This is a genomic window from Mycolicibacterium monacense, from assembly GCF_010731575.1.
Taxonomy (GTDB): domain Bacteria; phylum Actinomycetota; class Actinomycetes; order Mycobacteriales; family Mycobacteriaceae; genus Mycobacterium; species Mycobacterium monacense.
On sequence record NZ_AP022617.1, the window covers coordinates 2,051,255 to 2,076,188 of the forward strand.

11 protein-coding genes and 4 pseudogenes are annotated in these 24,934 nt (G+C 63.0%); 7 read left to right on the plus strand and 8 right to left on the minus strand.

The genetic code is table 11. From position 1 onward, the window contains the following. Positions 1-127: 127 nt before the first annotated feature. Positions 128-3,676: a DISARM system SNF2-like helicase DrmD gene (gene drmD, locus G6N49_RS09785; RefSeq protein ID WP_235679509.1), complete on the minus strand. Its 3,549-nt coding sequence runs from the start codon at positions 3,674-3,676 to the stop codon at positions 128-130. A 239-nt stretch (positions 3,677-3,915) separates the two neighbouring features. Next, positions 3,916-5,916, minus strand: a complete 2,001-nt coding sequence (locus G6N49_RS09790; RefSeq protein ID WP_235679610.1) for an AAA family ATPase — start codon at positions 5,914-5,916, stop codon at positions 3,916-3,918. A 58-nt stretch (positions 5,917-5,974) separates the two neighbouring features. Here G6N49_RS09790 and G6N49_RS09795 point away from each other — a divergent pair, with 58 nt between their 5' ends. The 3 genes from G6N49_RS09795 (at position 5,975) to G6N49_RS09805 (ending at position 12,682) form a co-directional block, all read left to right on the plus strand. Beyond that, the gene (locus G6N49_RS09795; protein WP_133056654.1) at positions 5,975-7,201 is read left to right on the plus strand and encodes an endonuclease/exonuclease/phosphatase family protein; all 1,227 of its coding nucleotides are present in this window, start codon (positions 5,975-5,977) and stop codon (positions 7,199-7,201) included. 94 nt (positions 7,202-7,295) lie between these two features. Beyond that, positions 7,296-11,063 carry a GTPase gene (locus G6N49_RS09800; protein ID WP_083045099.1) on the plus strand — a complete coding sequence of 1,256 codons (3,768 nt, stop codon included), beginning with the start codon at positions 7,296-7,298 and terminating at the stop codon, positions 11,061-11,063. After that, a complete protein-coding gene (locus tag G6N49_RS09805) occupies positions 11,060-12,682 on the plus strand; it encodes a GTPase domain-containing protein (protein WP_110807684.1) in 1,623 nt (540 codons plus the stop codon). The genes G6N49_RS09800 and G6N49_RS09805 overlap by 4 nt, the downstream gene beginning before the upstream one ends. 159 nt (positions 12,683-12,841) lie before the next feature. Here G6N49_RS09805 and G6N49_RS09810 read toward each other — a convergent pair. Together G6N49_RS09810 and G6N49_RS09815 are read right to left on the minus strand one after the other, a co-directional pair. Next, positions 12,842-13,006 (minus strand): annotated as a pseudogene (locus G6N49_RS09810) (integrase core domain-containing protein); the annotation flags it as partial. 64 nt (positions 13,007-13,070) lie between these two features. After that, positions 13,071-13,535: pseudogene (locus tag G6N49_RS09815) on the minus strand (ATP-binding protein); the annotation flags it as partial. A gap of 121 nt (positions 13,536-13,656) precedes the next feature. Here G6N49_RS09815 and G6N49_RS09820 point away from each other — a divergent pair. From G6N49_RS09820 to G6N49_RS09830, 3 genes are all read left to right on the plus strand, one after another. Continuing rightward, positions 13,657-14,838, plus strand: a complete 1,182-nt coding sequence (locus G6N49_RS09820) for a tyrosine-type recombinase/integrase (protein ID WP_083045659.1) — start codon at positions 13,657-13,659, stop codon at positions 14,836-14,838. Positions 14,839-15,037: 199 nt separating this feature from the next. After that, a complete protein-coding gene (locus tag G6N49_RS09825) occupies positions 15,038-17,005 on the plus strand; it encodes a tyrosine-type recombinase/integrase (protein ID WP_235679510.1) in 1,968 nt (655 codons plus the stop codon). Beyond that, positions 17,002-17,445, plus strand: coding sequence for a DUF6262 family protein (locus tag G6N49_RS09830; protein ID WP_083045661.1), 444 nt, complete (start codon positions 17,002-17,004; stop codon positions 17,443-17,445). The genes G6N49_RS09825 and G6N49_RS09830 overlap by 4 nt, the downstream gene beginning before the upstream one ends. Positions 17,446-17,490: 45 nt before the next feature. Here G6N49_RS09830 and G6N49_RS09835 read toward each other — a convergent pair. Both G6N49_RS09835 and G6N49_RS09840 read right to left on the minus strand, forming a co-directional pair. Further along, positions 17,491-17,883, minus strand: a pseudogene (locus G6N49_RS09835) (ATP-binding protein); the annotation flags it as partial. Beyond that, positions 17,880-19,241: a Mu transposase domain-containing protein gene (locus G6N49_RS09840; RefSeq protein ID WP_083045649.1), complete on the minus strand. Its 1,362-nt coding sequence runs from the start codon at positions 19,239-19,241 to the stop codon at positions 17,880-17,882. The pseudogene G6N49_RS09835 and the gene G6N49_RS09840, both read right to left, overlap by 4 nt. 239 nt (positions 19,242-19,480) lie before the next feature. On the opposite strand from G6N49_RS09840, the gene G6N49_RS09845 reads away from it, so the two are divergent. Next, complete coding sequence (locus tag G6N49_RS09845) at positions 19,481-20,875, plus strand: IS30 family transposase (protein ID WP_083045650.1); 1,395 nt, start codon at positions 19,481-19,483, stop codon at positions 20,873-20,875. Between the two features lie 7 nt (positions 20,876-20,882). Here G6N49_RS09845 and G6N49_RS29455 read toward each other — a convergent pair. Next, a pseudogene (locus G6N49_RS29455) lies at positions 20,883-21,871 on the minus strand (IS3 family transposase); the annotation flags it as partial. Between the two features lie 91 nt (positions 21,872-21,962). Further along, entirely contained in the window at positions 21,963-24,773 is a 2,811-nt protein-coding gene (locus G6N49_RS09860) for a tetratricopeptide repeat-containing protein (RefSeq protein ID WP_083045653.1), read from the minus strand. Positions 24,774-24,934 lie beyond the last annotated feature (161 nt).

The window sequence follows — 24,934 nt, forward strand, 5'->3', positions numbered from 1 at the left end:
TGGGGCCATACCCGCTTGAGTGGTGCGATCGCCAGGAACGGGCCGTCGGTGTCGACGAGTTCGAGCCACGCGCGGTGCAGCTCGGACGCATTAGGCGTTGACCTCTGTCGTGGTGTGCGAGGTGCCATCAGCGCAGCCCTGCTGTCGCGTCTTCAGGGGTGAGGGCGAACACCACCGCGGCGGCGGTGGTGTGAGGTTTCACGTCGGCGTAGCGGTCGGTGATCGCGGCGATCTCGCGGGCCTCCTCGTCGTCGAGTTCATCGAGGCGGCGCTGCATTGAGTCGATGTCGCGGCGCCATTGCTTCTGCTGGTCGTCGGCCCACAGCATCGCTTGGGCTTCGGCTTCCTTGCTGCGCAACAGATCCAGCGACTCGCGCAGATTCGTCCGGAACGCGGCGAAGATGTCGCGGGCCCGCTGGATATCGGAACTTCGGCGTTTGTCCAGTTGCTCCAGCACGCGGGTGTGTCGGCGGTCGGCGCGGGCGTGCATAGACTCCTCCAGTCGAGCCCGTAGCGGTGCATCTGGTGCGTTCCAGATGTCGCACAAGTCGTCGCGGACCCGGCGGCTGGCCAGCGTCAGCCGGTCACCATCCAGTGCGTGGTCCAGGGCTTGCTCGGCTTTCTCCTCGGCCATCGCGCGCCTGCCCTTCAGCCGCACACCGACCAGGAACACCTCCTCGTGCAGCCGCACCCCGCCTCGGCCGACGAGCACCATACGGGTCACGGCAGCCACAAACGACTCCGCAGCATCGTCGATCACGACCGCAGTGACTCGGTTCAGGGTGGAATCCACACTCCACAGCGAGCGGCGCAGCAGCCGTTGCGCTTTCTGCACGATCGGGTGGCCGAGGTGGACGTATACCAGGTCGGCACGTCCTTCAGAGGCGGTCGGGTCGAATGTGATCGGGCGCAGCACATCGGGTTTCAGTCGTGTAGCCAAGCCTGTGAGGGTGTCCTGCCATGCGGGGCTCAATGGCGGCATTTCGAAGACCTCGGCGTCGGTGTCGACATCGCCGACCGGCTCCAACGGAAGCTGATGGTTGATCCGCAGTGCCGTGTCAACGACTCGACGCAGGTTCTGCGGTTCCAGATGCAGATCGGCCCGCGATGCGTCGTAGCCACGCTCCAGCTCCGTGAGCCGGGTGTTGAGTTCAATCCCGCCGGCCAACGCTTCCTGAATCACCTTGTTGCCGTCAAGCCCCTTGGCTTTGCGTTTGGCCGGTGCGCGGCGGGCGAAGTGTTCTTGGATCTCGTCACCGATCACCTGGTTGGCCGATCCCAGGTCCACCTCGACCTGAGCGATCTTCTTGGCGATGCGTGCCATGAAGTTCGCGTCGGCGGCGTAGGTGGAGGACTTGTCGTCGGGCACGAAGTGAAACACCTCGGGTGTTTCGGTTTGCCCGTAGCGGTCGATGCGGCCGATGCGCTGTTCGAGACGGGAGGGGTTGAACGGGATGTCGAAGTTCACCAGCCGGTGGCAGTGGTTTTGCAAATCGATGCCTTCGCCGGCGGCGTCGGTGGCCAGCAGCACCCGCACCGGTTCTTCGGTCGGGTCGGCGGTGAACTGCGAGCGGATGTACTCGCGGTCCTCGGCGGGGGTTGCGCCTTCGATGACGGCCAATCGGTCGGCGTAGCCGCGTTGAGTGAGTACGCGCTGCAGCCAGCCGAGCGTATGGGCGTATTCGGTGAACACCACGACCCGCTCGTTGGTCCAGTGGGTGCCGTCGGGCCGGCAGACCGCGTCGAGGAAGGTGATCAGCCGCTCCAGGCGTGAGTCGGGCCTACTTTCGTAGCTCAATCCCCAGTCGGCGAGTTTCTCCAGCTGACCGGGCTCGGCAGCGCTGAGCGGATCGGAGGCCTTGGACTCACGCAACCGCTCGGCCTCGTCGTGCTCCCACAGGCCTTCCTCCTCGTCGGCTTGGCCTTCACCGAAGATGTCGTCGTACTCGTCGTCGCGCAACCCGCGCCCGGCTCGCGCGTCGCGGTAGTGGCTGATCGTCATCCCAAAGGCGAACGGGCTGGACAGGAACCGCTTCTTGAGCAACATCGTGACGATGTCGCCACCCGGTCTGGTGCCGTTCTGCTTGGCGCTGCGGGTGACGATCTCATCAAGAAGAGAGAACATCTCCTGCTCGCTGTCCTCGGGCGTGAAGTCGAGGATGTTGACCTGACGCTCTTTGAACCCTTTGCCTTTGAGATCGCGCTTGAGGCGGCGCACCGTCACGTCCTTGAGGGCGGTGGCATCCAGCAGCGCGCCGCGGGAGAACCGTCGGGGGTCGATCATCTCCATCAGAGCGGTGAACGACTCCGGGTAGCCGTTGTGCGGCGTGGCGCTCAGGAACAGGCGGTGCTCACACGTGTCGGCGAGCTGGCGCACCGCGACGGTCCGCTGGGTGTCCACCGAATAGCCGCGTCCGCCGGCGATGGTCGAGGGGCTCGACGGGGCGACGTGGTGGGCCTCATCGACGATGAGCATGTCGAAGGCGAACCGTTTGCCCAGCTTGGGGTTCTTGGCCTGTGCGTAGACGTCGCGCAGCAAGCGCTGACAGCGGACCTGCGGCAACCAGGCCATGGACACGATGACCCGCGGATACAGCTGGAACGGATTGGCGTGCAGTCCGTGGGTACGACGTACTTCCGCCATCAGTTCGCTGTTGACGATGACGAACTGCAGGCCGAACTTGTCCCGCATCTCGTCTTGCCACTTCAACGCCAAACTCGGCGGGCACACGATCACCGCGGTGCGGGCACGATGCCGCAGGAACAGTTCTTGCACGACAAGGCCGGCTTCGATGGTCTTGCCCAGTCCGACGTCGTCGGCCAGCAGCAGGTTGGTCCGCGGGCTGGTCAGCGCGCGGCGTAGCGGTTCGAGCTGGTAGGCCTCCACAGTCACCCCCGACCAGAACGGCGCCTGGTAGCGGTTGGGATCTGCCGAGGTGACCGCGCCCCAGCGCATCGCGTCGATGAAGCCGGCCAAGGTGACCGGATCATCAAAGCCCTCTGAGTTGATGTGCTCGGGCAATCCCTGCGGTGGGGTGACGGTCTTGCCGACCTCCAGCTCCCAGATCACCGACAGCTGTTCACCGAGGCGATCCTCATCGAGTGACTGCAGGTCGACGACGTGATTCAGCTTCGCGGCTGCGTCGTCAGCCGGGCTGAGCGGTAGACCCTGAGCTTGAACGTTGGCGACCGCCCACGTCGAACCGCGCACCTCAACAACCTGACCGGGCTCGGGCAGGGACGGGGCAGCTACAGGCACAGGTGGTCCTCCGGGTGGTGGCGTTGGCCGAACAGTATCGCCGTCGATACCGACAACGGCGCGGATGGTGTCTTCGGACACTCCGAAGTGCTCGGCGGAGCGCTTGACCACCTCGGCAGCGGCGGTGTGTCTGCGACTGGGGTCGACGATGGAGGTCGCAGCAATGAAATCCCGTCGGATCTTGTTCCGCTGGCCCGAAGTCAGCAGCTCCTCGGGCAACGCCGCCGGCAACTCATCATGCAGCAGGTACTCGATGGTGTCGTACGAGATGCCGTACTTAGCTTCGAGCTGGGCGCAGGTGTTGCGCATCGCCCATTCGATGCCGTGTTCGTCTATGGCCTCTTGAACGGCTCGACGGATATTCGAGCGCTGGCCAGGTGACAGATGGTCAGCCTCTTCCTGCGGTGTCTCCCCCACGCAGCACCACGCTAGCTGGGGTTCTCGGACATTGGTCGGATTTCCTGACCAGTCGCGGCGCCGCGGGAACTTCTAACGAGTGTGGCAATTGCGTGCGTGACTGACGCGCTCGCAGTTCCTGATGTAGTAGCCACCCTCGTCGCGATGGACGTCGTCGATCTCGGCAGCGCGAGCAAGCGAGCCGCTGGCCCTCGCGTTTCGCCACCCATCGTTTTCGAGACGGGGCCTGCCGCGACGGCCTAACTTCTAGCCCAGCCGACGATCTGATCAACGGCTCGACGAACGGACGGCATCTCCACCCCTGCCAGGTCGAGGGCGCGGATGAGGCGCCTTACCCCTTCCGGCGTTGTGATAGCGAGGCCGTAGCGCTCCTGGGCGTAGGTCTTCCAGTCAACTGAGTCCGACGAGGTCTTCCCGAAGGCGTCGCGGCACTCTTGTCGTAGCTCATGCCAACCCGGAAAGCCCGCCACGTTGCCTCGTGCGAGACCCGTTGCGTGCTGACGGATGCCGTCTGCTGGCAACGCGAATAACAAGTCGTCTTCAGGCACCCCGAAGACGGTCGGCTGGGGCAAACCCCTGGACTCGAATGTTTCGACCAACTTGATGACTTTGCGTTCTTCCCCTGACCGCTTCTTCTTGGGGCGCTCACGCATCGTGGCGGTGACGGTGTTGTCGGTGAGGATGCCCATTTTGATGCCCAGGCGGACGGTGAGTTCGGAGTCGATCAACCCTTCGAGGTTCTTCGTGCCGTGAATGGGGACGATCAGCACCCCGGCGGCGTCGAGCGATTGTCCGGCGTACTCGTCTAGCACCGCTTCGTCGAGGGTGCCCTCGACGAACAAGACGGCCCGACGGAGAGACAGCGCCACAGCAGGGTGCATACCGACGTCGGCGGCTAGTTCCTGCAACACGGGGGTCGCTTCAGTTGACAACGTGCGCGCGCGGGTAAGGACAGCATCGTGGACCTCGCCCACTACATTGGTCCAGGTTCCGGCGCCACGGGTCATTTTGACAAACCTCACATCGCTGCCGGTCGTTCGCAGAAACTCTTCGTGGTGCGATGCGGCCACAACCTGGAAACCGGCACTCACCATGCGGCGACACCACCGAACCACGCTCGCGACCGCGGATGGGTGAAGGTGTGCTTCGGGTTCGTCGACCAGGAGAACTAAACCGGAAAACTTCCTGGCCGCGTCATCGAGTACGGCTGATGTCAGCCAGTCTTTTTCCATGATGTGGATTGCCACTTGGAGCGCGATGGACAGCCACCGGGAGGCGCCCCGGCCGAAGTCGTTGATGGGGTGCCCGCGGTCGCCTCCCCGTTCCACGTACTGCACACGGATATGGGGTGAACCGGCCCAGTCGGTCGGAACTTCAAGTTCCGTGCGGATCAGGCCGTCGAGGAAGTCGGGCAGGAGATCGGTAGCCAACGTGGCCAGCTGATTTAGTCGTGCGGCTACCTCTGGCCGGACTCGCCAGGTGTCGGTACTGGGGTTTATCACCGGCCGGGTGTGCTCGAGACCCAGCACGCCGAGGACACCTTCCAGCTCCTCATAACGATCATCCTCGGCTGCCCCTTGCATCCTCATAAGAACTCCACTGGAGCCGGGGACATATGTGTTGGACCCGTCATCCGTTTCTTGCATGCCACCCGACACGACGCTCAGATCGGCGATTGCGGAAGTCACCCATCGGTCAACGTCGGAGAACTCCCAGCCTAGGAACACGGGCCGCACATGCGGCTCGGCGCCGACCAGTCGGGTTCGATTGTCAACCGGGTGAACTTCGTCGGGCGAAGTTTCGTCGCGGATCTCCCCATCCAAGTCCGTCTTTGTCCAGTAGTCGCGCAGGTCCACGAACCAAAGTTCCTGCTGCCAGTCGGGGTTGGGCAGGCTCTCATTATCCGGAGTGCTGGCATAGCAGACCTGGTCTTGCGGCAGTCTCGGAAACCGGAGGTAACCACCGTCCACGTTGTCAGGGATCAACGCCAGGACAGCATCATCGAACTCCAGCCCCCGCTCCAGATCGACGTAGACGGCTCCGTAGCTACCGGTGTCTGCACGCAGGTCACGGATGCGTTGTTTTCCGTCGGCGAAGACGTGTGGAGCAAGCACGCTGTAAATCGCTTCGAGCACGTAGGTCTTGCCGACGTTGTTTTTCCCGAACAACACGGTGAATGGTCCGACATCGAACTCCTCGACTGGAACCGCCCGATAACCACCCAAACTAATTCTGGACATCCGCACAGCCCGAAACCTACCGTCCGCAATGTCGGCCAGTGATGGCATCCTCGACCGCATGTCCAGCAACGCAATCTCACTGCGCCTCGTCGAGTGGAACGTCGCGATGTCCCTCCACACCAAGGCGCACCTACTGGCGGCGCTGAACCCCACCGTCGCGGTCCTGCCCGAATCCGCCGGTACCGCCTCAGCGCGAGACGCACTGCAGGCGGTCGGAGCGACATCCGTGGAATGGATCGGCGGCAATAAAAATAAGGGCCTCTCCGTCGCCGCGTTCAACGGATGGCAACTAGCTATCGATGACGACTACGACCGCGGGTTCCAGTGGGTGATGCCTGTGCATGTCACCGGCCCAGGGCATATCCGGCTGCTGGCGGTGTGGGACATGAATCACCGAGGGACTGGTCATCTATCGGCCAGGCAGTTCGGGGCTTGCCGCGCCTCCATCGACTACTACGAGCAGTTCCTCTCTGGCCCGGCTGATCTGGTGATCATCAGCGGCGACTTCAACAACTCGGTTCGCTGGGATAAGCCCACTAAGCGGGCCAAGTTCGGCGACTTCATGGACCAGTTAGAAGCACGCGGGTTCGTCAGTGCCTACCACCACACCCGCGGCTGCGAACGTGGGGCAGAGCCAGACCCGACACTGTGGTGGACCAGAAACGCCGACAAGCCCTACCACATCGACTACACCCTCGTGTCCCGGCCAGAAGCCGTACAGACCGTCACAGTCGGCACTCACTCCGATTGGCTCTCCTACAGCGATCACAGCCCAATGACAGTCGACTTGAGGGTGAGCCCACGCGCCGACCGCGGCGTTGGTCCGCCATCCAATCAAGTCACCGCCACAGGAGGCGATGATTCTCAAGATTTCAAGGCGGTGGACCCGTCCGCGGAGTCGCAGCTTGTCCGCCATCCCGGTCCTGCCGGCGCGACTCCAGACGACAAACTGACGCGCTTTCAACTCGAACCAGACAGCCTGCCGGACATGCTGTGCGGTGTGAACGGCGAAGGGTTCGTCCAGGCGTTCCGCCCGACCTCGTTCACCGCCGAGTGGACCCGCGGGGTGCTCGTTGAGGTCAGAATTTGGGGACCACGAGTGCTGCAAGACGGGTCACTCGGCAAGCGCGAACTCGATCATCGCTGGAAGAATGCACGCGCTGCTGGTGGGATCGACATCGCCGACCTACCACCGCTCATCGCTGACCGCCTTCGGTCCGACACCAGCGCTAATCGATGTCAACTGGGAGGAACAGCATCCGACTCATTGAAACGAATCCTTTGACGAGCGTACGTCGCCCGAAGGCGGGATCACCGAACTCGGGATGCACGTCACCGTCTAGATTTGCAACGGCAGTTGCGGCAAGGGGATTTCGATCATGCACAGCATTAGGCCTGACAAATCTTTTGATGAGGCGTTGGCTAATGCCTTGGAGTTTGGTCAGCGGGAGATAGCGGAGCTGGCGTCTGTTGTCGATGTATCGGCGGCGGTCTACGGCGAGGCTGGCGCGAAGCTCGTCAGAGACGGCGATTTGGATGCGTTAATGGGCGAGTTCGCCCAAATGCGGCTGCGCTTTGCCGACGAGCTATCCGCTCATCTCTTTGAACAGTCCAAAGTACTGTCGACCTTCAACGTCGCGTTCTTTGGCAGGACGGGAGCCGGCAAGAGCACGCTGTTGTCCGCTTTCGGCGAACTGAACGGCGAGGCTGTCTCCCCCTTCGGTGCGTCCGACTGGACGGAGACGGTAAAGCCCATCCGGTGGCGCGGCTGCCAGCTTTACGACACCCCGGGAATTAACGGATGGGGCCGCCGCAAGAGTCGCGAGGAGCTGGAGTCTACTGCCCGCAAAGCGGTCGAGACCGCTGATGTTGTGTTGCTGTGCTTCGACACCCAGAGTCAGCAGGCGAGCGAATTCGCGAAAGTCGCCGCTTGGGTGACCCATTACGGCAAGCCGGTCGTGGCCGTTCTCAATGTGCGGAACCCGCGTTGGCGCCACCCCGCCCGGGTGCCCACTCAGGCAGCCCGACGCAATATGTCCGAACCTGTCGCCCAGCACGCTGAGAATATTCGCGTGGAGTTGGCCAACATCGGCCTCGACGATGTTCCCGTCGTCGCCATCTCCAGCAGACGAGCCCTGTTCGCCAGGGCTGCCACTCCGTACCAAGGTCCTGCCAAGCAGAACTTCGACGACGATCGTGATAGGTACGGAATCGACTACTTGTCTCGCTGGTCGAATTTCGCGGCGTTGGAGAGTGTCCTGGCTGCCGGCATTACCGCGGGTGGATCGCAGCTGCGCCTCAAGTCGCTTCGGGAAGGGGTCCGTGCCCGACTGATCGATGAAGCCACGTCACTCGAAGAACTGCGGATACGCATCACCGAACGAATCAACGAAGTTGACCGAATCACCCAGAAATACCTGGAAGTGCTGGGCTACCTCGAAACCGAGGAGCGCTCGAGGGATCTGCATGATGACGTTTGGCACTCCGATCTGCTGACCCTCGCGGAGAGCGCACGGCGCAAACCCTACAAGGCGCCATCTGACGGTTCCTTGCTTCGACAGGTTCGCAACCTTCTCAAATCACACCTTGCCGAAGCCCGCAACAACGCGCTGCGCCGCTACAAAGACCTGGAGCATCAGGCGTTCCACGAAGGCAAAACGATTGATGCCGAGACCTTTGCCGAGCGGGTGTTTGATGGCGGGGAACTCATCGGCGCCCTCGATCGAGTGAGCACCGAAGCGGCCGCGTTTCTGGCACGGGAACTCTCTTTGGCAGGTGTGGAACTACGAATGAACGATGCCGCGGCCTACGAGAAGGCCGATTTGAATGGTGACGCGGGCGAGACGGCTGATCTGTTCGCAAACTTGCTTCGCGGTGGAGGCATGGCAGGAGGAGTGGCGGCAATTGCCGTTCCCTTTCTGCTAGGAGGGCCCCTCGGCATCGCGGCGGGGATCGGGGTCGGGGCGGCGGCAGCAGTTTCAAACTGGTTTGGGAGCAACAAGAGCCGTGACGCAGTTCGTGAGAAGGCCGAAGCTCGTGCGAAAGCAGCCCGCCAAGGACGCCGAGCCATCCACAACACTTTCGACGACATTGAGCGCCATTTCGCTTCGGGCGTATCAAAATCTGCTTGGGCAGCCGCTGCACCGCTATTGCGTCCCGCCTTAATCGAGGTCATCGTCCTTACTAACTTGAGCACCGACATCGGAACTGTCACCACCCATCTCCGCGGGCAAGCAACATCGATCGCGCAGACCCCGCCCCTTCACTTCCTCGATACGACCTTCCGCTTGCTAGACGGCGGAGACTCGGGCGGGTCCAAGAGTTTCCTGCTCGGTGAAGATTGGTTCGATCAAGACGAGTCCATTGAACTCAGCTACGACACCACAGATTCAGCGGATTTCTGTCGGGAACGCAACGACGAGGACACCGACGCACTGCGTCACGCGATCGGCGAGGCATTCGCCCACCCCGAACCGTCCTCCATCCGCGGGTGGCTGCGGCAGGCGGCGGAGGCAGCCGTAGCCGACGAGGCCTTCGTCGAGGTGACGAACCTCGCCGCCCCACTCGCACGTCCAGCGGTCGTCGTTGCCGGCGACTATAGCGCCGGGAAGTCCTCCTTCATCAAGCGGTTTTTCACAGAGTTCGGCATCGAAGTGCCCGCTTCTCTGCACATTCGCGCAGATGCGACCACAGACGAAGTGCACCGCTATGCGATGGGCCGTATCGACATCGTCGATACGCCTGGATTTCAGAGTCGACGTGCCGACCACGATGATTTGGCCCTGGCCGGGGTCCGTGATGCCGCGCTGGTGGTCGTCGTGCTGCATATAAATCTACTCATCGGCGATACCGCAGCACTGCAGACGATCGCGAATGGGATGTCGACCGGTGTCGGAAAATGGCCACGCATGCTGTTCATCGTGAACCGCTGCGACGAGTTAGGCGTCGACCCGCTGGACTCCACCGCTGAGTACTTCAATCGCCGCGACCGCAAACTGACCGAACTTGGAGCGGCACTGCGCTCCCGCGGGATCGAGGTGGACGCTACGCATATCCACGGTGTCGCAGCCGACCCATACGGCAGCGTAGGTATGCAGTACCCGGTCACCGCAGCTGATTACGACGCTAACAGGGCCTGGGATGGGATAGGCGCCCTGGTTGCCGCGCTACGGGAGTGGGTCGACGACGACCTGACGCGCGCTACTGCGCTTGCCGGATTCGACAAAGCCTGCTCAGCACTCCTCGTACTGCGGGAGGACACTCGCGCGGACATCGCGGCCTACCGCAATGAGACCGGCAAGCATGATTCCTTAATCGCAGCAATGGATATTGGCCTCGAAGACGCGGATTACCTGCAGCGGTCACTAGAACACGAACTCGACGATGTGCTCGCAGCCTTTGTCACCCAGGCTGTCGCCCGTATCCGAGCAGTCGCTGTTGGCGAAGAGAAGGAACTTGCCGAAGCGATCAGTTCTTGGCGTAGTGCCGAAACCGAGGACGAAGTAAAGAGATTCATGGAAAGAGCGACGACAAAGGTCAACGACTGGTCCGCGACGCACGCTTCTACAATCAGCCGTGAAGAGGCAGCGGCTGGATTCGACGTTAACCTCAATCTACCGGGCGCAGCATCGGTAGGCGGTGTCGGTGATGCCGTCGGGCAGGCAGCCGGGGTAGCTGGCTCGGTGGCGAAGTTCGGAGCCCAATTGGGCAAGGTACTTGGTAACCGCGAGGCAGCCTTGCAAATTGGCCATTTCTTCGGTCACAAGTTCAAACCATGGGGTGCGATCAAAGCCGGCAAAGCCGTCGGGCGAGTCGGGGTGGTGTTCGGTGTTGTCGCAGTCGCCGCTGATGGAGCTGACTGGGCCTTCCAAGCGAGTAAGGCGCGGAACTGGGACTCCAAACGCGATGCTGCTGTGGAACAGGTGGAGTCGGATAAGCACGACGCAGTACAACTGTTGCTTGCTGAACCTGAGGGCCCCTGGGCGTACCTGAGCGAACGCACCGAACAGGTCCGACTTCTTCGGGGTCAGTACGAAGGACGTCAGCGTGCTGCGCAGCAGGAGGCCGAGCGGCTGGAACGACGACTGGAGGTGGCCGATGAACTTATTACTGCAGCACAAGAGCTACGGGGAGGTAGCGGGAAATGAGTGATCCCATCGATGTCGACGCCGCCAAGAATTGGCTGAATGCAGTTCCCGGTGGCGAGATCGGCCAGCGCCTGGAACAAAGCTGGCAGGATTTCTCAGCTGCTAGCGAGACAGTCGTGACAATCTACGGTTCGTACGACACCGGAAAGAGTTCGCTCCTGCGCCGTTTGCTCATCGAGCTCGGGCAGGAAGTTCCAGCCTGGCTCACGATTAGTGCGCGACATGAGACCTTTGAGGTCAACGAGATTCGCGCCGCCGGGTGTCTGTTGCGGGACACACCCGGGTTCGTCTCGGGTGGCACGGATGCTCGCGCAGAGATGAATACCGGACTTGCATCGGACGCCATCGCACGGACCGACATCGGTATTGTCGTGGTGCCGCCGCAACTTGCCACTGCTGAATATCCTGTGCTTCGCGAATTGGTACAGCAAGAGTGGGCGCCGGAATCACTGTGGTTTGTGATTTCGCGATTCGACGAAGCAGGGATAGATCCCGACGATGACCCGGACGGTTACCGTGCACTAGGCGAGCACAAAGTGGGTGAACTCAGGGCTGCCCTGAGTCTTGATGAGCGGTTTCCGGTTTACGTGGTCTGCCAGGATTTTGCTCAGATGGCAGGTACGGAACGTAATCCCGATCCAACTGTTTGGGACGAATCACGCAGCTGGGACGGAATCTCGGAACTGATCGCTGCGATCACTGCTCTAGGTAGTTCGTCTCGACCTGACACTAGGCAAGCTGCCGCACAGAGGTTTTGGGGTAGCTCGGTTCAGCAAGTGCTTCATCAGTTGCGCGCGGAGCTCGCAACGCGCCTGGAGAACTCGGCCGTCAGTGACGAAGGTGAGCAACGACGCGCGTCGTGGCTGGCGCAATTGGACACGTTGACTCGCGCCGCTGAGGCTGATTTGCGTGGAATGGTGTCGGCGGCCGTTGGCGATGCCGTGGACAGTCCCGATCCGGCTCAGAGTTTCGCGCAGGCGTTGAAGACGTCTCTCGGCGCCTGGTACGCCGCCCTCAAACGCGACATCGACAAGCTGTTACGCAGCGTCGGAGATACGGTCGCGACTGAACGCATGCGGCCGGACTGGCAGCGGTTCGAGGAAATGGCCGCAACATTGCGACTTGGGCCACCAGGACCTGAGTCTGCACCCGACGATGAGCTGATCTACGCCCCGGTGGTGCGACAAGTTGGTGATGCGGTCCTGAATGCGTTGCGGCACTACGAGCAGAGTCGCGGCCTGAAACTGACTTCGCCCGCATCCGGCGCTTTGGGGGCATCGCTCGGTGTTGACCGGATGGCGGCTGCCGCCGCTGGCGTGTCCGTGATCGCGGAGTTGGCCGTCATCGCAGAACAGTTCGCTAACCGACAACGTGCGGCGAATGCGGCGGTGCAGCAGCGTGCACAACTACAGTCCGAACTTGTCAGTGTCGGCGAAGAAGCGACAGCGCTGGCGCAAAAAGCACTCGATGATCTCGCTGACGGAGCCCGTCAACGGATCGGCGACGCCACCGCCGACCAAGTTGAGTTCCGCGACGGGCTGCGACATTTGGTCGACGAGCTACGCAACCACATCATCTCAGGTGAGGCATTGCTTTCCGCCTCGGGGAGCGGCACCTGATCGCGGCGGTCAACGCGTGGTGGGGTTTGAGCGGCACTTTGACCCGTCCCGGCGAGTCCGGAGACTGCATTCGTTGATTCATCCCGCCTTCGGTGGGATGCGTCTGTGATCGTAGTGGAGCTTCTCGACGGCCTCGGGGGTGAAGTCGTCGAGGTACTCGTGCGGGCGTTCGGTGTTGAACCACATCACCCACTCGGCGGTCGCCAACTCGACCTGGTTGACGTCACGCCAGGGGCCTTGGCGCCGGATGACCTCGTTCTTGAAGGACCCGACGGTGGTCTCGGCCAAGGCGTTGTCCAGCGCGTCGCCGACCGAGCCGACCGAGGTGACGGCGCTCATCGAAAATCCCCGGCTGTGCTCGCCGAAATTCCTCACCTGTGAGCAGCGGTCAGTGTAGTTGTTGGCGGGTGCCGGTGGTGGTCCGGCGTAGGGTTTCAGCGGCAGCGTGATGGTCGCGTAGCCGGTAGGACTCGCCGTCGAGGTTGATGACGACCGAGCGGTGCAGCAGGCGGTCGAGCATGGCGGCGGCCACGGTGGTGTCGCCGAGGATCTCACCCCAGGCTCCCACCCCGCGGTTGGTGGTGATGACGATGCTGGTCTTCAAATACCGTTGGGAGACAACCTGAAACAACGCCGAGGCGGCTTCGGCGGGCAACGGCAAGTACCCCAGCTCATCGATCACCAGCAGCGTCGGACCGGCGAAGAACCGCATCGTGGTGGCCCAGCGCCCCTCGATCGCTGCGCGATGACACCGGGCGGCCAGGTCGGCGGCGGTGGTGAAGTAGGTCCGGTAGCCGGCGTGTGCTGCAGCGCGGGCCAATCCGACGGACAGATGCGTCTTGCCGGTGCCCGGTGTTATCAACGGGTAGTAACACGCTCGAATCTATGTATGCGACAGGGAGGTTAGAGCCAGGTTTGTCATCGTTGTTGCCGGTTTATCGGCGGGTGTTCTTCGACGTGAAGGAACGGCAACGATGGCGTATCCGGTGGCAGTGTCTCCTGCGAGGGGGCAGCGGACCTGGACCGTGCTCGGGCAGGATTATGCAACGGTCGGTCCCGTTGAGGAGTGGATAGAAGCTCACCGACACCTGTGGTCGCCGAACACCGTGCGCGGTTATGCGACTTCGTTGGCCCAGTGGTGGAGCTTCCTGGAGCAACGCGGGCAAGCCGACGGTTGGTACGAGGTCGGTGTCCCAGCCGTCACGGCGTTCCTTTCCTGGCAACGCAATGGCCGCACAGTTGAACACCGGCTGGCGGAGTCGGACCTGGCGCCGACCGCTGCGACCTTGGAAGTTCGCCTGGCAGCGTTGATTTCGTTCTACCGATGGCATCAAGCAACCTCCGGTGTGTTGGTGGCGGAGCGGTTACTTCGAGGAACACCGCGGCACCGACCAGCCCGAGGCTTGCTGGCGCATCTGGATGCGCGTTCGGCCCCGGCGGCAACGTCGCTGGTGCGCGTGCGACGCGACCGACGCAGGGACAGACCGCCCTTACTGCTGCCTGAACAGATCCAGGCGATCCTGGATGGCTGCGCGGTCTTCGATGCCGAGTCCGGATCGTGGCGAGGCAACCTGCGGGACCGGTTCGTGTTCGCGCTGCTTGCGGAGACTGGGATGCGTCTCGGGGAGGCGTTGGGCTTGCGGATCGGCGAGTTCGTCCTCGGCCGCGGCGGCACCGCGTATGTGGAGATCGTGCCGCGCTCGGATAACCCGAACGGTGCGCGGGTGAAGATGATGCGACCGCGACGGGTCTATGTCGGTGCTGACCTCGAGCGGCTGTTCGCTGACTATCTCACCGATATCGCCTGCCGCGCAGCTGAATCCGGTATCGGGCTGACAGATCAGTATCCGCTGCTGGTGAATGTGGCGCGACCCCCGCTGCTGGCGGCTCTGCGTGAGACGACAGTGCGGGAGAAGGTGGCCACGCTGCGCCGGCGCGGCATCGGGACGCCTGGGTGGACACCGCATTGGTTCCGCCACACCCATGCCACCGCATTGTTGCTCGCGGGGACACCGGAATGGGTGGTCTCTCGGCGCCTCGGGCACGCCCACGTGCAGACGACCCTTGACCTCTACGGCTGGGTCCGGGACGACGACGCGCTGCGAGCGGCGGCCAACTGGGCTTCCTATGCCAGCAGCTGGCGGGTGGCCGAATGATCGACGAGCGTGGGCACCGTCACCTGCGAAGAGCCGAACACCTCGATCCGATCTGGCGACTCTGGGACGGGCTGCCGGCGCAGTGGCGTGGCCCGGTGCTGGGACCTGGCATCGAGAACTGGGCATCGCTTACCGAGAATGACTGGCCACACCTCGATCTGAGCGGATTACCCGACCCTTCGCCGCGGAGCTGGCGTGGATGGCGCACTGGCAGGCCGGTGATGGCACCCGGGTGTCGGTGCTGGCGATGGCGCAGTTCGCCAACATCATTCGACGGGCCATCGCCGAAGGCCGTACGTTCGCGCCGTCGATCCGGGCGATGGATTACAACGCCGCCGCGGCATTACAGGGCTGGTTCTATGCCAGCAGGGGCAAGCGACTGCCCTCACCCAGAGGCCGCGCCCGGGTTCACGGCCTGTTCGGGTTTGCACGACACGCACTGATCGCCGCCTGTCACGACGGCCCGTGGTGGCAACTGGATTTCTGGCACCCGCGTTGCGATCCGCGGATCCCCCTCACCGACCGCGAACCGGTCGCCAACTACGGCTGCCCACCCGGACACATCCAGCTGCCCTGGCTGCGGGCCGCCGTGAAGTGGCACCTGGGCACCTCCCTGGAATCCGGGATGCTGCGCTGGACCACGGTCAGCCAAGAACGGATGAGAAGCTTCCGCCGCTTCGACAACTGGCTGACCACCAGCTTCGACGACCCCACCGACATCCTGGGTGACCCCACGACAGCGGTCGAGCAGGCAGCCGCGTTCGCACGGTGGACCGCCGTGGCCGCCAACCGCGTCACCCGCGAATCAGACACCCGCCACCTCGGAAGACCGGTGCCGACCCGAGGGATCAACGACGACCTGCGAGCCGTGGCCGGCCTCCTGGACTTCGTCGCCGCCAACCCCGGCGAAGCACGCACCGTTCTGGGTGCCGACCCCTGGCAACACGTCACCGCAGCACACGCCGCCAGCTGGTTCGGCCGTGTCACCCGGATACCGCATCAACGCGGCTTCAACGACGCGAACTACATCGACGATCACGCGCTCGCCCAGATCACCGCTGCGCTGCCGTTGATCGGATTGCCCCGCACCGAGCAGATGACCATCACCCGCGGCGATGGCACCACCATCACCGTAAGCGGGCTCGACGACCCGCAAGCGATGCGGATGATCCTGCTGCAGATCCTCACCGGCCGTCGGGCCAGCGAGATCCGCACCTGCGACTTCGACTGCCTCACCGCTGCGCCCAGTACCACCGCGGCCGCAGACGACGACCAAACGCTGAGCAGGTTCCGTTACGCGCAAAGCAAGATCGACGTCGCGCCAGACACCATCCTTGTTGACCACGAAGTCACCGAAGTCATTGCTGAACAACACCGTTGGCTCCAAGACCAGCATCCGGGCGGCAGCAGGCGGTACCTGTTCGCGCGGCGCCTGGGCAACCGCCGCGGCGACAAACCCTATCCAGCAGGCACCTACAACTGGGTGCTACGCACCCTCAGCGACCTCGTTCAGATCACCGACGCCAAGGGCCACGTCGTGCGGTTGAGCCACACCCACCGCTTCCGACACACCAGGCTGACCCGACTGGCCGAACTCGGCCTGCCAGTCCACGTACTGCAGCGCTACGCCGGACACGCCACCCCCACCATGACCATGCACTACATCGCCGCCCGCGACGAACACGCCGAGCAGGCGTTCCTGGCCACCGCCAAGCTCCGATCCGACGGCACCCGCATCCAACTCTCCAGCGACGACCACGACAGCCTGCACCTGTTCCGCCGCGCAGACCGGTTCCTGCCCAACGGCTGGTGCACCCTGCCACCGCTGCAGTCCTGCGACAAAGGCAACGCCTGCCTGACCTGCTCGGTATTCGTCACCGACCACACCCACCGAGACGTTCTGCAACGTCAACTTCGCGAAACCACCGATCTGATAAACCGGGCCGCAACAGAATTCGAGCAACGACACGGCCATCCCATGCCCGAGGACAACGTATGGCTCACTAGGCGCCGCACTGAACACCACGCTCTGGAACGACTCCTCGACGCCCTCGACCACGAACCCGACTCCGCGGCCCACGGCGCGATCACCGAGTGTCATCAACCCAGCGCTGGACCCGTCCCGCTGACTCTCGACCTCACCCGCCACCGCAGGAGCACCCCATGACCGACTCCCGAGAACGCCGAATCACCGCCCTCACCGAGGCAGCGAAAGCCAAGTCCGAGAATAAAACCCGAGACGCTGACCAAGCCATCCGCCGACTGGTCAAACGCGGCGAACCGATCACGTTCCAAGCCGTGCAACGTGAGGCAAGCGTCTCCCACGCCTTCCTCTACAACCACCCCGAACTGCGCAAACGAATCGAGCATCTACGCGGCGCCCGCCGCAAGGCCACCACCGACCAGCGCGCCGACACCGATGACACCCTCGTCATCACGTTGACCCGCCAGCTCGCCGAACTCAAGAAACAGCACCGTCGGCAACTGCAAGCGCTCCGCGACGCCCTCGAGCGGGCACACGGCGAGAACCTCGACCTACGGCGCGAACTGGCCCGCCGCGGCATCCAACCTTCGCCAAACGTTGCATCGATCGCAACAACGTCCTGAACTGGGAGAACACAGCCATTCTGCGCTCCAACCCTCGATAACGCCCGGCCCGATGAGCAGGATGTTGGTCGCCGATTCCAGGTAGCGGCAGGTGCCCAGTTCGTCGATGAGCTTGCGGTCGATCCCGGCAGCGGAGTCGACGTCGAAGTCGGCCAGGGTGGCCGGTGTGGGCAGGCAGGCGAACCGCAACCGGCCGGCCAGTCGGCGGGCGGTGGAGGCCTCGACTTCCACGGCCAGCAGCCGCTCCAATGCGACGGTCAGGGACAGGCCTTCGGCGGTGGCCTGGTCGAGCACCGCGGGCAGCGCTTCGGCGGCCGCGGTGAGTTTGAGTTCGGCCAGGTGTGAGCGCAGCTGCTGATAGCGGCTCGCCGCCGCCGACGGCGACTCCTGGGTGGCGGTCGTGGTGGTGGTCGTGGCGTTGGGCGGCGTGGCGGTCATTGGATGGTCCTGTTCTGGGCGGCCCGCTCGTAGGCGGACAAGTCGATGACGGTGGAATCGGTTGACGGAGTCGATGTTTCAATTGCGGTGGTGGATGGCCGCTTGATTGCAAGCAGTTGCGCGGCAGCGGCTTTGGCGGCCGGTCCCGGTGGGATGCGTTTCTTGCGGCGATGCGGACGCCCGGTGGCTGCGGTGGCCATCGCCGCGGTGTCCAAGGCGATGACATGCCCGCTGTCACGCACCATCACCCCAAGCCCGTCGGCGGCCATCCGGTGGCGAGCGACGATGATCCCGCTCGTGGTGGCGATGTCGCAGAACTCGCCGCCGACCGGATGGGACACCACGACCTGGGCGGCGGCCAGTTCCGGGGGCACCGAGTAGCGATTGCCGCGGTAGGGCACCAATGCCTGCCGGGACGCGGTCCGACGCTCGGAGACGATGACGGGATACGCCTGCGCCGGCGCCGGGTGTAGCGGTTCGGCCTTGGCCACGACAGCGACCGAGGACCGCCCGTCAGCGGTGGCCCGCATTCGGGTGTCACCACGGACCCGGGCGAAGCGATCCACGCTGGCCTGGGCCGCCTCCACGGTGGCCTCGTCGGCCAGGGTGCGCCACCAGCGTTGCGCGGCGGTGTGATTGACCTTCTCCACCACGCCCTTGCGGTTGCCGCGCCGGGCCGGGCAGATCGCCACCGCGACGCCGTAGTGCTTGGCCACCCCGGCGAACGATGCCGTCACCCGACCCGAGCCGGGGTCACACACGGTCGCCATCCGATCGAAGCGCCACACTCGCGTGAGTCCACCGAGGCCGCGGGTGACGCGGTCCAGGCCGGCGACCAGATGCGGCTGATCCTCCGAGGGCGCCAGATAGCCGCGCCACTTCCCGGAATGCGCCAGCGAGCCGACCAGCAGGTGCGCGGTCTTGCCCCAGCCCCACGACTGCGGTGGATCGGGCAATTCCAGCCAGTCCCATTGGGTTTCATCCCCGGGCTCGTGCGGGATCACCGCGTTCGGGCGCTGCGTGGCGGTCCGGCAAGCCTCACAGACCGGGCGCAGGCTGCGGGCGCGGATGTTGCGGGTCAGGCTCTGATACGACAACCCGAACCCCAGGTCCTCCAGTTCGTCGAACAGGGTGCGGGCCCACAGGTGCGGGTCCTCGGTCAGCCTCGCGGTGATGTAGTCGACGAACGGATCGAATGGATCCGGGTCGGGCCGGGCGCGGACCCCGGGCGTGCCGTCACCGGCCAGATACTTGCGGACCGTCTTGCGGTCGAAGCCGGTGTGGCGGGCGATCGCCGAGATCGTCCAACCACGTTTGTGCAGGGCATGTACTTCCACATCGTCCTCCCATGTGAGCATGAGAAAGCGGGCCTCCTTCGATGGAGCAACTGGCGTCAGACACCAGCAGCTTCGAGGGAGGCCCGCCCTTCTCGGCGGAGCCACACGGGTGGGGAATTTCGATGAGCGTCAGTGGGGAAATTCAGTGAGCGCGGTCAGAGGGATCGACGCCTTCGTCGATGAGCCGCTGGGTGAAGGCCACCGAGGTGTACTGATCAGGCTCAACCGGTGGACGCAACACCCGAGGTCAGGAGGGTGCTGTGGGACGTCCGTCAGATTGGGTTCGTGAGGTTACCGGGCGCAGGCCGCTGCGGTCGCCGGGGCATCCCGGTCACCATCGTGGGTTGGAGCGTCGATTCTGGGACAAGGTGGCCGAGGGGATGTTGCCTTCGGAAGCCGGGGTGGCCGTCGGTGTGTCGGGCGTCGTGGGATCCCGATGGTTCCGTCAAGGTGGGGGCATGTCCCCGTACTCTTGGCCGGCGCCTTCAGGTCGCTACTTGACCTTTCCCGAGCGAGAAGAGATCGCATTACTTCGCGTGCAGGGTAAAGGAATTCGAGAGATCGCTTCGGCTTTGGGACGGAGTCCATCGACGATCTCGCGGGAGCTGCGCCGCAACGCAGCAACCCGAAGCGGAACACTGCAGTACCGGGCGTCGGTAGCTCAATGGAAGGCAGAACTGTTCGCCCGCCGACCGAAGGCCACCAAGCTGGAGACCAACCCGAAGCTGCGCGAGTACGTCCATCAACGACTGTCTGGCCAGATTCATGATGCCGAGGGCAACGTGGTCGCCGGACCCGCGGTCGGGCAGTGGACCGGCCGCAACAAGCCGCATCGGGCCGATCGTCGCTGGGTGCAGGCATGGAGCCCAGAGCAGATCGCGAACCGGATCACGATCGACTTTCCCGATGATCCGTCGATGCGGATCAGCCACGAGGCGATCTACCAGGCCTTATACATCGAGGGCCGCGGTGGCCTCAACCGTGACGAGATCCTGAGTCTGCGCACGGGTCGAGCGTTGCGCATGCCGCGAGCCCGCTCGAAGCGAGTCGCGTGGGCGCATGTCACCGAGGACACCGTGATCAGCAACAGGCCGAAGGAGGCGGATGACCGCAGCGTTGCCGGCCACTGGGAGGGAGATCTCATCATCGGGCTTGGACGCTCGGCGATCGGCACGGTTGTCGAGCGCAAGACGCGCTACACCATGCTTGTTCACCTGCCACGCAAGGATGGGTGGGGGGTGAGTAAACCGGTCAAGAACGGCCCGGCCCTGGGCGGCTATGGTGCGTTGTCCATGAACGCCGCGCTGGAAGCGGAGCTGACGAAAATTGCAGAGCCGCTGAGGAAGTCACTGACCTGGGACCGAGGCAAGGAACTATCTGCTCACACCGCGTTGACCGATACGACCGGTGTGCGGGTGTACTTCGCCGATCCGCACAGCCCGTGGCAGCGCGGTACCGACGAGAACACCAACGGTCTCCTTCGGCAGTACTTCCCCATGGGGACTGACTTATCACGTTGGACATCAACAGAATTGCAAGCTGTTGCCGACACATTGAACAACCGTCCGCGCAAGATCCTCAAGTGGCGAACACCCGCCGAACTGATGCGCGATGAACTATCCTCGATCGAGGATACTGTTGCGTCGACCAGTTGAATCCGCGCTGGCTGCCCGCGTCGCTGTGGGCGATCAGCCCGTGCAGGCTGGTGGTTCCGTCCTGTGCGCGGGTGAAGAAGGCGTGCTCGACGGCGTCGAGGACCAGGTCGGTGGTCATCGTCCGGGCGGCCCGCCACCCGAGGATCCGACGGCTGTAGGCGTCGATGACGAACGCGACGTAGACGAACCCCATCCAGGTCGAGACGTAGGTGAAGTCGGCTACCCACAACCGATTCGGTGCAGCCGCGTAGAACCGGCGGTCGACGAGGTCGGGGTATCGGACGTGGGTGTCGTCGGCGACGGTCGTACGGTGCTTAGATCCGTAACGCGCACCCTCCCAACCGTTTTCACGCATCACCCGCTCCACGGTGCAGCGCGCCGCATCGTGACCTCGACCACGCAACCAGATCCAGAGTTTGCGCGATCCCAACGTCTGCACGAACTTCCCGGTCTTGCGGTCTTCCCTTGCCGCGGTGATGATCTCGACCAACTCGGCGTCGCGGACCTGGCGCCGTGTCGGTGTCTTGGCGATCCACTCGTAGAACGTCGACGGGCTGATCGGCATGCCGTGCTCGGAGAGCACGGCGCACATGGGCTCGACACCCCAGCGCAGTCCGGCCCCGCCGTCGGGGCCGGCCACCTGCTGGTCCTTGTGTTCGGCGATGAACCGAATCACCGTCTCCCGGGCCGGTCGAGCTCGGCCCCGAAGAAAATCGCCGCTGCCTTCAAGATCTCATTGGCCCGACGCAGCTCGGCGATCTCCCTGCGCAGCGCCTTGTTCTCCTCGGCGATCTGAGTCGTCACCCCCGGCCGCTGGCCGGTATCGACCTCCGAACGCCGTATCCAGGTCCGCAACGTCTCCGGGGTGCCGATTCCCAACATGCCCGCGACCGCGGTGATCGCCGCCCACTGCGACGGGTACTGCGGGCGGACTTCGGCGACCATGCGCACCGCACGCTCACGAAGCTCCTCGGGGTACTTGCTGACACGTCCCATAACCCAGATCCTCCCAAGATCGGAAGTCTCCGGAAACGCCGGGACGGGTCACTTCGCTATCGGCCATACATGGACCGCAACAACAAATTGCTCAGTTCTGTTCCGTCTGGCTGCTGGATTCAGGTCCTGCAGAATCACTGAGTTCGTTGTAGCGCTCCACAACTCGATCGAGCGTTCTCTGAAGGCGTGGACGGGTCGATGAGAATGCCTCCGTATCGATCATCCGGTACAGCTCGCGTCCGATCTTCTTGAGTGCTTCGTGCAACGATAGCAGCACGTAGTCCGCGTAGTTTCGCAGCTCCAACAATTCATCGACTCCTGCAAGAGCTTCGTCTACGGCGTTGGTAAGCAGCAGTGCTGTGATCTTGATTGCCTTGAGGATGACTCTCCCTTCGAGCGAAGTGTTGGCAGCCAGCAATTCGTCAGCGAGATAAAGAAGTTCAGTAAAATGACCCGCCTCGTAGAGCTCGTTGACCCGCATCATTTGAGTCGCCTCCTGCGTGGCAAGAGACGGGTCTCGTTGAGTGACCTCGAAGAGTCTCTGCCTGATTGCAGTCAGTTCCGGCGCGTCGCGGTAGGTATCCAGTCGGTTTATGACAGCCAGCGTGTCGCTTGCCAAGGTGTAGGCAAGTGCCCGCACGGAATCGCTAGTGTCGGCTTCAGCCTCGGCCACGGAGCTGACAAATGGGATCGCGCACCTTCGAATTGCTTCGGAAGGTGCCTCACCCATGCTCAAGTCGGCGATCATGTTGGCAAGTATCTTCATTGCGATTCGCCGCGCGTATGGCTCATGCATGTACCGCGAGAGAGTCTGGAACGCCGACGTCCCGAGTTCGAACGCCACCTGCAGCCGACCGCGGCTGGCAGCACACGTGCTTAGCTCGGCCTGCAGCAGTGTCTTGGCGTATGTGTAAACCCGTGTGTTGTCAGCCGACAGCGACGACATGGGTTCGTTCTCAGCGACGAGCGCGAGGAGCGCATTCGCGTGTAGTCGCAACTGCTCGACCGCGAAGTATTCACCCTCAGTCCGCATCTGGCCTAGCCAACCGATCAGGAAGTACATGAAGACTGTGCACTGTGGCTCCAAGTAGCCGGGCGGAACCGCCGCCAGGTACGAGCGCTGAAGGATGTCGTGCACTAGGGGGTGAATCGCGATGGTATCGCTGACAGCCGTGTGACTGCCGTCCCCGTCATTCACCACTCGCCTTGCGATTGTCTGAGTTCGCAGAGTGGACAGGACTCCGCGAAGGGTGACCTTGTCGACCTCAGTGGGCACTGGAAGATTGGCCAGGTTTATCTGGAGCTCTTCGGGCGTCGCTAACAGCATGAAGTTCAGCGGCAATAGCTCTGGGGCGAGCAGAGATCCGATCTCCAATACTGCTCGGGCTGACCTGCCATAGGTAGCGCCGGCTGGCGTACCTTTGCCGAGATTCCGGACCGCGTGCTGTATCGCGGCGAATGCCGTCCTCGGGAAACCTGGGGGCCTTGAGTCACTGTCAGCGAGGGCTTCAAGGTCGCTGAAGTATTGCAGCGCAAGTTCGTCCAGTTGGCCCTCAGTGTTCTTGAAATAGATCGCGGACATACTGACCGCAAGCGGTACCAGCCCCAGTCGATCGACGATCTCCGAGATCGGCGACCGAACGTCCTCGATGTCGGCGTCAGCGATACCTGCGTAACTGGCAAAACAGTGCACTGCTTCGACTTCCGTCATTTCGCCGACGTCGATGACGGGCACACTTGGCCACCAATTCAGACTGTTATTCGAGGTCACAAGAACCGAACCGTTGCCCATAGACGGGATGTATGCATCGATGTCGCTTCGGCGTTGGACGCCGTCGAAGACAAGCAGCCACGGGCCGCTGTGACGCCCGAGCATGCCGGCGAATACAGAAGCGACCGCTGCGTCAGCGGTGATCTGCTCGCTTGTTAGCTGCGAGATGAGGTTTCGGATCTGCGGCTCGATAAAGTCGACCTCGCGGCAATCGATCCAGCATATGAACTCGTAAGAAATCGATTCGACGTGGCAATAGTCAGTTGCCAGAACAGTTTTACCGTTGCCCGTGCGTCCAGTTAATACCACCCTAGCTGGCGTGATGGTTGTGTCATCTGGAGCAAGATGCTCCTGAACTTGTTCTAGGTACTCGAACCGGGGGACGGTCGATAGGTAGTTTGGAATGCCAGTAATTGGTACGCCCCAATCGAACCCGCCAGCCACGTGGGCGATGCGCGGATCTGGCATGGCCAGGATCTCAAGCAGGTCAAGCGCGCTTAATCTGCTTGGCTGTTGGCCCGCAGCGGCCGAGAATATGTAGTCTTGCAGTATCGGGACAAGAAGTCGGGCCGAAACGACGCCTTGGCGTAGCGCCCGTTGGCCACGAAAGAATCTGATGAGTTCTGCGATCGAGTTACGTATGACGACTGGCCGTCGAGAATCGACGACGATGTTCGGCTGAGCCCCAGGATCGTTCGGCCCTCTTTGCGGCCCGTTGGCCCACGTGTACGCCGTCGTCGTTTCTGCGCCGTTCCCAGGAACGATCTCGACCTCGTCGAGTAGGCCCGGTGAAATCGGCTTATTGGTCAAAAGGAGCGTGTTCGCGGCTGGGTATGCAACCAGCCGTTCCAGGGCCGTCCGAGCAGGAGCGGGTTGCATGGGATTCTGGTCGGGCTCCACCGAGGACTTCACCTGGATGCTGTACAGCACGTCACCGTCGACCTCAATCGCGAAGTCGACTACGTCGTCGTCTTCGCCGTCGGCTTTTGTGTGCAGAGGCTCGACAACAAGCGTCGCGCGAGGTATTTGCTCGGTGTTATCGCGCAGGAAAGTGAGAAAGACCTCAGCGGTTTGCAGGTACTGGTAGCTAAATCCGAAAGCGGCAACACCACCGCCGCCTAGCTCAGTCATGACACGCTAATCTTCGCAGGACATAGACGACCGTGCAGGACTTGCTCGACAAGAATGATCCCCCATGTTGTTGGTCAGACTAGCCCGGATTTTTCGTCGAGGGTGTTGGCGGTGGATTTGTAGGGCGTGGTGTGTGGTCGGGTGAGGTCTGTGGTCACAAG